Origin of the sequence: Mycobacterium sp. (assembly GCF_049281135.1) — a bacterium.
Taxonomy (GTDB): domain Bacteria; phylum Actinomycetota; class Actinomycetes; order Mycobacteriales; family Mycobacteriaceae; genus Mycobacterium.
This window is the reverse complement of the sequence record NZ_JBAPRN010000377.1, coordinates 1-11,145: the sequence shown is the minus strand read 5'-3', so window position 1 is coordinate 11,145 and position 11,145 is coordinate 1. Positions and strand designations below refer to the sequence as shown.

Sequence of the window (11,145 nt, the reverse complement as noted above, 5' to 3'; positions counted from 1 at the left end):
GTTGAAAGTCCATGTCTATTCCTGCCTTACAAGCCGAGAATGGTCGACGCGATGATGGTGCGCTGAACTTCGTTGCTGCCGCCGTAGATCGACGTTTTGCGGTAGTTCAGGTAATGCGGGGCGCTGCCCTGTGCCCATGACGGAGACGCGATCTCGTCTCCGGCTTCGAACGGCAGCGCGTCCGGCCCGGCGACCTCGACGAGCAGTTCCGTTGCGATCTGTTGCAACTGGCTGCCGCGCAGTTTGAGCACGGACGATGCGGGGTTGGGCTTGCCGCCCTTGGAACCGGACGCGACCCGCATTTGGGTGAGTTCCAATGCCAGTAAGTCGTTTTCGGCTTCGGCAACCCGGGCGGCAAACAGCGGATCATCCAGCAGGCCGCTTTCGGCGGCACGCTTCTTGACGTCAGCGAGCTTGACCTTGGTGCGGCCCACCTGCGCGATACCGGTCCGCTCGTTGCCCAGCAGGAACTTGGCGTAACTCCAGCCCTGATTCTCTTCTCCGACAAGCTGATCGGCGGGCGCCCGGACGTCCTCGAAGAACACTTCGTTGACCTCGACGCTGCCGTCGATCAACTTGATCGGGCGCATAGTGATGCCTGGGGTGTCCAAATCGATGAGCAAGAACGAGATACCGGCCTGCTTCTTGGGCGCCTGCGGATCGGTGCGCACCAGGCAGAAAATCCAGTCGGCGTATTGGCCGAGCGTGGTCCACGTCTTCTGCCCGTTGACCACGTAGCTGTCGCCATCGCGCAGCGCAGTGGTGCGCAGCGAGGCCAAGTCCGAACCGGCTTCGGGCTCGGAGAAGCCTTGGCACCACCAGATGTCCAGGGCAGCCGTGGGCGGGAGAAAGCGCTCCTTGATCGCCTGCGACCCGAACTCGGCGATGACGGGGCCGACCATCTTCGCGTTGAAGTTCAGCGGCTCCGGCACGGAGGCCAGCTGCATCTCGTCCAGCCAGATCTGGTGCTGCGCCGGCGTCCAGTCCTTGCCGCCCCATTCGACGGGCCAGCTGGGCACCGCCAGTCCGTGCTCGTTGAGGATCTTGTGGCTGGTCGCGATGTCGTCGCGGTCGAGGCCTTCGCCCGAGCGGGTCCGCTCACGGATTTCCGGGGGGATCTTCGTCGTATAAATCTCGCGTAGCTCGTCGCGGAAGGCGGCTTCGTCCTTCGTGAGTGCCAGTTGCACGGCAGTCTCCTCTAGCTGGATCAGACGGTCCTGCATTGCACGTTATCCGGCCGACCAACCAACCAGTCAGGCGGCTCGACGCTGAATCGTTCATGCACAGTCGACGGCCGATCCACAGCGGGCACGTGACGAGTGCCGCGACGGCATCGTGGCGACGGGCGACGGCCCTACCGTCGGCGCATGCGAACAGAACTGCCCGGCGAGCGATTGCACCGCCGACTCGGTGCCCAGCCGAGCACGGTCGCGCAATCCGACGACAACGACGATGCCGACACCGACCCGAACTCCCTGTTGCCACGCTGGGTCCCGGACGGTTCGACACAGCATGACGGCGGCTGGCTGGCCCGAGTGCGTGCCGACCCGGGCCGCGCGGGCGCCATCGCTCTGGCGGCCATCGCGGCGATCGCGGTGCTGGTCACCGTCTTCACGCTGATGCGTGAGCAGCCCGCACCCGTGATGTCGGCCAAACTTCCGCCGGTTGACATGGCGGCCACGGCGAGCCGCAGCCCGAGTCCTGGGCCTTCGACCAGGCCCAACCAGCCAGTGGTGGTCAGCGTGGTCGGCCTGGTGCACACGCCCGGTCTCGTCACGCTGGCGCCCGGGGCGCGAATCGCCGACGCGCTGAAGGCGGCCGGTGGCATCACCGACGGCGCGGACACCGTCGGGCTCAACATGGCTCGGCAGGTTGATGACGGTGAGCAGATCGTGGTGGGGCTGTCGCCGGTCAAAGGACAGCCGGCGATTCTGGGTAGTTCGGTGAGCCCTGGGTCGGCGGCTCCGGGCACACCCAGCACCACGTCTCGACCAACGAAGGGCGCCCCGACCGCGCAGATCAACCTGAACACGGCGACCGTGGAGCAGTTGGACACTCTGCCCGGCGTTGGGCCGGTGCGGGCGGCCGCCATCGTGGCCTGGCGGAACGCCAACGGAAAATTCACCAGCGTCGACCAGCTGGGGAAGGTCGACGGCATCGGTCCAGGGCGGCTGGAAAAGCTGCGCCCATTGGTCCGTGTCTGAGGCAGGTGGCGCAATCATCCAGCGCCGACCCAACGACGGCGCGACTGGACGCGCGTCTGGTGCCGGCCGCGGTGACCAGTTGGGTGGTGACGGCCGTGGGAATCTTGTGGCCGATCGGGAACATCGTCGGGACGCTGTGTGCGGCCGGCAGTGTGTCCGGCGCGCTGCTGTGGCGTGCAGGCGCACAGCGTTCGCGGATGCGGACGATCGGCATCGGCTTGGCTGCCGCGGGCATCGTCGGTGCGGGTTTCGGGTTCGCGATCGCGTTGCGCGCCAACGCAGTCGCTCACCACCCGATCGTCGCGGCATTCGGCACCAGCATGGAGGTGGCTGTCACGCCCACCGAAAGCGCCATACCAGTCGGCCACGGGCGGCTGCTGTTCCGCGCTGTGCTGCGTCAACTGGGGAGCAGCGAGACTTATGGCCGCGCAGTCGTTTTTGCACCCGCGCGCGACTTCGGCGCGGTCATGGTCGGCCAGCCGATGCGGTTTCGCGCCAGAATGACCCCGCCCACGCGTCACGACCTGACGGTGGCCGTGATCACGGCGATCGATAGGCCGACCACGGGCCGCGCCGGGCCGGTGCATCGCGCTGCCTACGCGGTCCGTGCGGGGTTCGCGGACACGGCTCGCCGCGTGCTGCCCGCCGACCAGGCGGCGATGCTGCCGGCGTTAGTCGTTGGCGACATGTCGACCGTCAGCCCAGTGACCGGGCAAGAGTTCCGCACCGCCGGTCTGACGCACCTGACCGCGGTGTCCGGGGCGAACGTCACGATCGTCTGCGGGGCGGTGCTGTTTTCGTCGCGGCTGATCGGCCCGCGGGCCGCGGTGGCGTTGGCCGGCATCGCCTTGGTGCTCTTCGTCATCGTGGTCCAGCCGACCGCCAGCGTGTTGCGGGCGGCGGTGATGGGCGCGATCGCTTTGGTGGGTGTGCTGTCCTCGCGGCGCCGGCAAGCGATTCCGGCGTTGGCCGGCACCGTGCTGTTGTTGATGGTGGTCGCGCCGCAGTTAGCGGTCGACGTGGGCCTGGCTTTGTCGGTGGTGGCGACAGCCGCGCTGGTGGTCATCGCGCCGATCTGGTCCCGCCGTCTGGTCGCAGCGGGTTGGCCCAAACCGCTGGCCGACGCCGTCTGCGTGGCGTGCGCCGCCCAGTTGGTGACGGCGCCGCTGATCGCTGGCATCTCCGGGCGGGTGAGCCTGGTGTCGGCGGCAGCCAATCTCGCGGTCGCGGCGCTGATCGCGCCGATCACCGTGCTCGGCACCGCCGCGGCCGCGCTGTGCTTGTTCTGGCCGTCCGGGGCGCAACTGCTAATCCGATTCACCGGCCCCGAATTGTGGTGGTTGCTGCGGATCGCGCATTGGGCCGCAGATATCCCTGCGGCAAGCGTGCCGGTACCGGATGGGATCGCCGGTGTGCTGGCCGTCGGCGCCGCAGGGCTGCTGACCGTGCTGCTCTGGCGGTGGCGATGGTTCCGGGCCGGCCTGGCGCTGGCAGCCTGCGCGCTGCTCGCCTGGTCGTTGTCGGGTGTGCTGACAGGGGCCGGCGGCGCTGTCGGCCGGACGTGACACGATCAACCGGTGAGCCAGCAGGATTCGGCATTGCATCTCGTACTGGGGGATGAGGAGCTGTTGGTGGAGCGCGCCGTCGCTGACGTGCTGCGCGCCGCACGTCGGCGCGCCGGCACCGACGACGTCCCGGTGGACCGGGTGCGGGCCGGCGACGTCGGTGTTTACGAGCTCGCCGAACTGCTCAGCCCGTCGTTGTTCGCCGACGAGCGCGTCGTCGTATTGGAAGCCGCCGGAGAAGCCGGCAAAGAAGCCGCCGAATTGATCGCCAAAGCCGCGGCGGATGTCCCGCAAGGCACCGAGGTGGTGGTCGTCCATTCGGGTGGCGGCCGAGCCAAGGCGCTGGCGAATCAGATTCGCGCGCTGGGAGCACAGGTGTATCCGTGCGCGCGGATCACCAAGGCCGGCGAACGCTTGGACTTCGTTCGCAAGGAATTTCGCGCACTGAAGGTCAAGGTCGACGACGACGCGCTGGCGGCGCTGCTCGATGCGGTCGGTTCTGACGTACGCGAACTCGCTTCGGCCTGTTCACAATTGGTGGCCGACACCGGCGGGCACGTCGACGCCGCCGCGGTGCGGCGCTATCACAGTGGCAGGGCCGAGGTGAAAGGCTTCGATATCGCCGACAAAGCCGTGGTCGGCGATGTCGAGGGAGCCGTCGAAGCGCTGCGCTGGGCGATGCTGCGCGGCGAGCCACATGTGGTGCTGGCCGACGCGCTGGCCGAGGCCATCCACAGCATCGGGCGGGTCGGGTCGCTCTCGGGCGACCCCTACCGGCTGGCCGCCGAATTGGGAATGCCGCCGTGGCGGGTGCAGAAGGCGCAGAAGCAGGCGCGACGATGGTCGCGCGACTCAGTGGCTACCGCGATGCGGTTGGTGGCCGCGCTGAACGCCGATGTAAAAGGCGCAGCCGCGGACGCGGACTATGCGCTGGAAGCAGCTGTGAGAAAGGTTGCCGAGCTCGTCGCGGACTAGCTACCGAGCTTGTGGAGGGCGTGGGCCAGCGCTGACTTCTTGTTGGCGGCCTGGTTCTTGTGGATCACACCTTTGCTGGCTGCCTTGTCGAGCTCGCGGCTGGTGGAGACCAGCAGTTCGGCGGCCTTGTCCTTCTCGCCCGCCTCAGCGGCCTCACGGAAATGGCGCACCGCCGTGCGAAGCGACGACTTCACCGACTTATTGCGCAGTCGGTTGCGCTCGTTGGTGCGGTTGCGCTTTTGCTGCGACTTGATGTTGGCCACGCGTAATTCCTTCGTAAATCTCAGCGGCTTGTGGTGTCACGGTTTGCCGTAGCGCGATCTCGCGCTTGAGCGGCGACTGCCTAGGGTATCAGTCCCCGGTGCATTCACCCAAAGCGAAGACGATGGGCCTGCGGAGCAGGCAGATCTGATGCAGCATGGCACAGTGGCCCTTCGAACCTTGCCTGGAGAAACCAAACGGCAGCCGCGCAGCAAGCCGCAGTCGCGCTACGAACAGATTTTTGACGGCTATAACACCGCGGGTGGTTGCTACGCGGAAGCCTTCGATGAGATGTTCGACGCGCAGGGAAACGTTCGCGGACCCTATAAGGGCATCTATCGGGAGCTGGCGCCATCGGATTCCGCCGACCTCGACGACCGCGCCGAGGCGCTGAGCCGGGCCTTCGTCGACCAAGGCATCACGTTCTCGCTGTCCGGTCAGGAGCGGCCGTTCCCGCTGGACCAGGTCCCGCGAGTCATCTCGGCCGCCGAATGGACGCGACTGGAGCGCGGCATCACGCAGCGCGTCAAGGCCCTCGAGGCATACCTCGACGACATCTACGGCGACCAGGAGATCCTGCGTGACGGCGTTATTCCGCGCCGGCTGATCACCTCCTGCGAGCATTTCCACCGCCAGGCTGTCGGCATCATGCCCCCCAACGGCGTGCGCATCCACGTTGCTGGCATCGACATGATCCGCGACGAGAAGGGCACCTGGCGGGTCCTCGAGGACAACCTGCGGTCGCCGTCGGGAGTGTCTTATGTGATGGAGAACCGGCGGACGATGGCGCGGGTCTTCCCGAACCTGTTCGCCAGCCACCGGGTGCGCGCGGTAGACGATTACGCAGCGCACCTGCTGCGGGCGCTGCGTAATTCCGCGGCCACCAACGAAGCCGACCCAACGGTGGTGGTGTTGACGCCGGGCGTCTACAACTCGGCGTATTTCGAGCATTCGCTGCTCGCCCGCCAGATGGGTGTCGAGCTGGTCGAAGGCCGCGACCTGTTCTGCCGGGACAACCAGGTCTACATGCGCACCACCGAAGGAGAGGTGCAGGTCGACGTCATCTACCGGCGCATCGACGACATCTACCTGGATCCGATGCAGTTCCGTCCCGATTCGGTGCTGGGCGTCGCCGGCCTACTCAACGCGGCCCGCGCGGGCAACGTGGTGATCTCCAGCGCCATCGGCAACGGGGTGGGCGACGACAAACTCGTCTACACCTACGTTCCGACCATCATCGAGTACTACCTCGGCGAAAAGCCGCTGATCGCCAACGTCGACACCTTCCGGTGCTGGATGGACGACGAGCGCGAAGAGGTGCTCGACCGAGTCCACGAACTGGTGATCAAACCCGTCGAGGGCTCAGGCGGTTACGGCATCGTCTTCGGTCCGGAAGCGTCCAACAAAGAGCTGAACGCGATCAGCAAAAGCATTCGTGACGACCCGCGAGGCTGGATCGCGCAGCCGATGATGCAGCTGTCGACCGTCCCGACGCAGATCGGCGACACGCTGACCCCGCGCTACGTCGACCTGCGGCCCTTCGCGGTCAACGACGGTGACGATGTGTGGGTGCTGCCCGGTGGCCTGACCCGGGTGGCGCTGGTCGACGGGTCACGGGTGGTCAACTCCAGCCAGGGCGGCGGATCCAAGGACACCTGGGTACTGGCGTCGCGCACGTCGGGGGCCGACCGTGAGCTCGGTGCCGCCGAGGTGGTGAAGAAGCTGCCCAAAGCGGCGACCAACGGCGATTCGGACGGTGAAAAGCCGCAGCAGTCGCAGAAGCAGTTCCAGCAGCAAAGACAACCGAAGTCGCAGCCGGTCGTTGAACAAAAGCCGAGTCAACAACAGCAACAACAGCAGGCGGTGATTCGCTGATGCTCGCCCGCAATGCCGAAGCGCTTTACTGGATCGGTCGCTACGTCGAGCGCGCCGACGACACGGCACGCATCCTCGACGTCACGGTGCACCAGCTGCTGGAGGATTCCAGCGTCGACCCCGATCACATTTCGCGAGTGCTGTTGCAGGTCTTGGGAATTGAGGCTCCCGATACTGAGCTGGACGTGTGGTCGTTGACCGACCTGGTGGCGTTCAGCCACAACCCTCCCGGTGACGGCTCCTCGATCGTCGACGCCATCTCGGCCGCGAGGGAGAACGCGAGGTCGGCCCGCGAGGTGACATCCACGGAGACGTGGGAGTGCCTCAATACCACTTTCAACGCACTGGGCGAACGCGAGCGTGCCGCCAAACGTCTTGGCCCGCATGAGTTTCTGTCGTTCATCGAGGGCCGCGCGGCGATGTTCGCCGGTCTTGCCGACTCGACGCTGTCGCGTGATGACGGTTACCGCTTCATGGTGCTGGGCCGCGCGATCGAGCGAGTGGATATGACCGTGCGCATGTTGCTGTCGCGAGTGGGCGACAGCGCGGTGTCACCGGCGTGGGTGACGGTGCTTCGCTCCGCGGGCGCGCACGACACCTATCTGCGTACCTATCGCGGTGTGCTGGACGCCAATCGGGTGGTCGAGTTCATCCTGCTGGATCGCCTCTTCCCGCGGTCGATTTTCTACTCGCTGAAGTTGGCCGAGCACAGCCTCGACGAACTGCTGCACAGCCGGGGCAGCCGTGTCGGCGCCGTTTCCGAGGCTCAACGCTTGTTGGGACGGGCGCGCAGCGAGCTTGAATTCGTGCGGCCAGGGGTTCTGCTCGAGTCGCTGGAGATGCGACTTGCCGGCTTGCAGAAATCCTGTTTCGACGTCGGAGAAGCATTGGCGGCACAGTACTTTCACGCTGTACCGTGGGTTGCCTGGTCTGACGCCGGCCATCGCGATCCGCTGCCGGCCAAGAAGGTGAAGAGCTGATGTGGCGGCAACGTGTTCTGCATGCGACCGGCTATGCGTACCCGTCGCCGGCGACGGCCTCGTACAACGAAGCCCGGCTCACACCGAGGTCGGACTCCCGGCAGAACGTCGTGCTCAACCGCGTCGAGACCGTCCCTGCGACAAGGTCTTACCGGTACGTCGACTACTGGGGCACCGCGGTGACGGCGTTCGACTTGCACGCACCGCACACCGAGTTGACCGTGACGTCGGCGTCAGTCGTCGAAACGGACCAGCCGGATCCGGTCACCGAGGAGCTGGCCTGGGCTGATCTGGCGCAAGAGGCGGTGATTGATCGGTACGACGAGTTGCTGCGTCCAACCGATTACACGCCGGTGAGCAAACGCATTGCGGCCGTTGGCAAGCGGATCGCCAAGGAACATGATCCCGCGGACGCCGTCATCGCGGCAGCTGCCTGGGTACGCAGCGAATTGGATTACGTCAAAGGCAGCACCGGAGTGCACACGTCGGGTTCAGATGCGTTGCGTGAAGGCAAAGGCGTCTGCCAGGACTTCGTTCATCTATCGCTGATGGTGTTGCGCAGCATGGGAATTCCCGCGCGGTACGTGTCTGGCTATCACCATCCTGACGCTGACGCGGTGATCGGTGAGACCGTCGATGGCCAGAGCCACGCCTGGATTCAGGCCTGGACCGGAAGCTGGTGGGACCACGACCCCACCAACGACAGCGAGATCAACGAGCAGTACGTCACTGTCGGCGTCGGGCGGGACTACGCCGACGTCTCGCCGCTGAAGGGCATCTACCACGGGCAGGGCGCCACCGACCTCGACGTCGTCGTCGAAATCACCCGATTGGCATAGCTTTCCGGCTTATCGTTTCGGCATGGCTGATCCGCGGCGACACGATGGGCCGTCGCTGGTGGTGCTCGCCGCGATGTGCATCGCGCTGCTCTTCGGCGGCCTGGCGATCGGTGTCGGGCTCGGCGGGCTGATGCCGTTGCCATACGGGCCGACAGGTCCGGTGCAGCACTACGTGCAAACCCAATCGTTGGCGGTGCGCATCATCGCGGTCGCGGTGTTCGGCTCGTCGGTGCTGCTGGCCGTCTATGCCGCGACGGCCAGTGCCCGGCTGCGCTGGCTCGGTGACAGCGGCGCGGGACCGACGATCGCGTTGACCGGCGGGATTTTGGCGGCCGGCAGCTTGAGCCTGACGGGGTTGTTGGGCTGGATGTTGTCGCGACCGGAGATCACCGGGGACACCACGTTGGTCCGCGCGCTGTACTTGCTGACCTTCCTCGTCGGTGGCGTTGCGCACGTGGTGGCGCTTGGCGTTCTCATCGCGGGCGTTGCGACTTCCGGCTTGGCCCACCGGCTGCTGCCGCGGGCGCTGGCATGGGTGGGGGTAGCGATCGCGGCGCTCTGCGAGCTGACGATGCTGGTGCTGGCCTGGCAGCCGCTGGGTCCGGCCCTGCCGGTGGCACGGGTTGCGGCGTTGGTGTGGCTGCTGGTGGCAGGCGCACGACTGCCGACACGCCGCAGCGAGTCGACCGCGGCTGCCTGACCTGGTGGTTCACCCGATTTTCGTCAGCTCCTTTCACGCTGACAGTTATCGCCGTAGCCTGGTGTGAACCTGATCACACTCGGCGGGAGGCTCAATGCGGATTGCAGATGTGTTGCGCGGCAAAGGCGGCGCGGTGGTGACGATCAACCCCGACGCGACGGTCACGGAGTTGCTCGCGGGGCTGGCCGAACACAACATCGGCGCCATGGTGGTGGTCGGGCCCGACGGCGTGAAGGGCATCGTCTCCGAGCGTGACATCGTGCGCCAGCTACACGCCCATGGAGCGTCGACGCTCGGATTGCCGGTCGAGCAGATCATGACCGCGGTGGTCTCGACCTGTACGAAGTCGGACACGGTCGACAGCCTCACGTTGCTGATGACCGAGCACCGGGTCCGGCACGTGCCGGTGCTCGAGGACGGCAAGCTGATCGGGATCGTCAGCATCGGCGACGTCGTCAAGACCCGGATGGAAGAGCTGGAAAGCGAGCACGAGCAGCTGCAGTCCTACATCACGCAGGGCTGACTCAGCTCCAGGAGTAGTCGCGGCGTAGCCGCGCGGCCACGACGTCGAAGACGTCGCGCTCCAGAATCGCGCCCTCGCGGCGGATGCTTTCCTCAGGCACGTCAAGCACCCGGTCCAGCCGCACCCAACGGGGTCTGCCGTCATAATCCCAGCTACCGCTACCGATTCCGACCCAGTCCCGATCGGCGGCGTGCCTTTCCTGACTGGACAGCATCAAGCCGAGCAGCGTGGCGTGGTCGCGGCCGACCACCAGCACTGGGCGGTCCTTGCCGCGGGTCGGGTCTTCCTCGTACGTCACCCAGGTCCACACCACCTCGCCCGGATCGGCGCGACCATCCAGATCGGGCGAATAGACCAGCTTGCGGGCCCGATGCGCGGTAGGCGCGCTGCTGCGGGTGACTGGCCGGCCGGTGGTGATCTCGGCCGGTGCTTCTATCGTGCCGGCCAGCACATCCAGGCCGATCTTGATGGCCCCCTGAAGGGTGGGTGACTTCTGCAGCTGCCGGATCAATCTCGGTGCTTCGCCGAACACCAGATTTTCCGCCAGGCGCTGCAATGTCTTCCACTGTGACGCCATCTTCGCAGCATAGGTGAGCGACTCGGGCGGTAGCCAAGCGCCGCGTTTGCCCAGCTCTAGATGCCAGAGGCTAGATCCATGGGCGCATCCATCCCCACTGGTCTGTTCAGTTCGGAGGCTTACTTCTAGTTTGACGAACCGACGCTTCGTCTGAGGCCGCGCTCTCAGCTAAGCGTCGCTAGGCACTCAAATTTTTCTCAGCTACGGACCCAAAGAAGTGTCCGTTTTGACACCGTGTTACGCGGCGCGTTGTTCCTCCAGCGGGAGGGTGGTGACACATATGTCCTGCTTACGAGCTTGACGTGGTAAGCGCCGCCGGCCCATTGGTATCAAAGGCTGAGCATTAAAAGTTTCTTAGTAAAAGACTTTCGCATCCCAGACTAAGTTGTTATGGTTCTCTCAGGTTTCCAGCAGGGGTCGCTGGTTCGCTCTAAGGGGTGCTGGGGGACCTCCGACGGTACGCCCGGTCCGTCGGTTGACATCTTTGAAAGGCAATCAATGAACATGCGTAAAATTGCTGTGCTCGGGGGCTTCGCAGTCGGCGCGGCGGTGACATTGGCACCTCTCGCATCCGCGGACACCTTTAGCGACATCGTCGACAGTGAGATTTCGTCGCTGAACTCGCTCTTCGTGAGCGACGCGACCC

At 65.7% G+C, this 11,145-nt stretch carries 11 protein-coding genes; 8 read left to right on the top strand and 3 right to left on the bottom strand.

Annotated features, from left to right (window positions below):
• Positions 1-26: 26 nt before the first annotated feature.
• Positions 27-1,187 carry an acyl-CoA dehydrogenase family protein gene (locus WAN02_RS15220; protein WP_422265037.1) on the bottom strand — a complete coding sequence of 387 codons (1,161 nt, stop codon included), beginning with the start codon at positions 1,185-1,187 and terminating at the stop codon, positions 27-29.
• Between the two features lie 180 nt (positions 1,188-1,367).
• Between WAN02_RS15220 and WAN02_RS15215 the strand changes: the two genes are divergently transcribed.
• Genes WAN02_RS15215 through holA form a run of 3 tightly spaced genes read left to right on the top strand, consistent with a single transcriptional unit; the run spans position 1,368 to position 4,744 of the window.
• Positions 1,368-2,204 carry a helix-hairpin-helix domain-containing protein gene (locus tag WAN02_RS15215; protein WP_422265035.1) on the top strand — a complete coding sequence of 279 codons (837 nt, stop codon included), beginning with the start codon at positions 1,368-1,370 and terminating at the stop codon, positions 2,202-2,204.
• 5 nt (positions 2,205-2,209) lie between these two features.
• Positions 2,210-3,769: a ComEC/Rec2 family competence protein gene (locus tag WAN02_RS15210; protein ID WP_422265033.1), complete on the top strand. Its 1,560-nt coding sequence runs from the start codon at positions 2,210-2,212 to the stop codon at positions 3,767-3,769.
• 33 nt (positions 3,770-3,802) lie between these two features.
• The gene (gene holA, locus WAN02_RS15205) at positions 3,803-4,744 is read left to right on the top strand and encodes a DNA polymerase III subunit delta (RefSeq protein WP_422265038.1); all 942 of its coding nucleotides are present in this window, start codon (positions 3,803-3,805) and stop codon (positions 4,742-4,744) included.
• Here holA and rpsT read toward each other — a convergent pair.
• Complete coding sequence (gene rpsT, locus WAN02_RS15200; protein ID WP_422265032.1) at positions 4,741-5,007, bottom strand: 30S ribosomal protein S20; 267 nt, start codon at positions 5,005-5,007, stop codon at positions 4,741-4,743. The two genes, holA and rpsT, sit on opposite strands and share 4 nt — an antisense overlap.
• Before the next feature lie 148 nt (positions 5,008-5,155).
• Here rpsT and WAN02_RS15195 point away from each other — a divergent pair, with 148 nt between their 5' ends.
• The 5 genes from WAN02_RS15195 to WAN02_RS15175 all read left to right on the top strand — a co-directional run bounded on the left by WAN02_RS15195 (position 5,156) and on the right by WAN02_RS15175 (position 9,922).
• Positions 5,156-6,880 (top strand): circularly permuted type 2 ATP-grasp protein, encoded by a 1,725-nt coding sequence (locus WAN02_RS15195; protein WP_422265031.1) that lies wholly within the window; start codon positions 5,156-5,158, stop codon positions 6,878-6,880.
• Entirely contained in the window at positions 6,880-7,860 is a 981-nt protein-coding gene (locus WAN02_RS15190) for an alpha-E domain-containing protein (protein WP_422265030.1), read from the top strand. Before WAN02_RS15195 ends, WAN02_RS15190 begins: the two co-directional genes overlap by 1 nt.
• Positions 7,860-8,699 (top strand): transglutaminase family protein, encoded by an 840-nt coding sequence (locus WAN02_RS15185; RefSeq protein WP_422265029.1) that lies wholly within the window; start codon positions 7,860-7,862, stop codon positions 8,697-8,699. Before WAN02_RS15190 ends, WAN02_RS15185 begins: the two co-directional genes overlap by 1 nt.
• A 22-nt stretch (positions 8,700-8,721) precedes the next feature.
• Positions 8,722-9,399 carry a hypothetical protein gene (locus WAN02_RS15180; protein WP_422265028.1) on the top strand — a complete coding sequence of 226 codons (678 nt, stop codon included), beginning with the start codon at positions 8,722-8,724 and terminating at the stop codon, positions 9,397-9,399.
• 94 nt (positions 9,400-9,493) lie between these two features.
• Positions 9,494-9,922 (top strand): CBS domain-containing protein, encoded by a 429-nt coding sequence (locus tag WAN02_RS15175; protein WP_422265027.1) that lies wholly within the window; start codon positions 9,494-9,496, stop codon positions 9,920-9,922.
• Between the two features lies 1 nt (position 9,923).
• Here WAN02_RS15175 and WAN02_RS15170 read toward each other — a convergent pair whose 3' ends face one another.
• The gene (locus tag WAN02_RS15170; protein ID WP_422265026.1) at positions 9,924-10,499 is read right to left on the bottom strand and encodes a type II toxin-antitoxin system PemK/MazF family toxin; all 576 of its coding nucleotides are present in this window, start codon (positions 10,497-10,499) and stop codon (positions 9,924-9,926) included.
• Positions 10,500-11,145 lie beyond the last annotated feature (646 nt).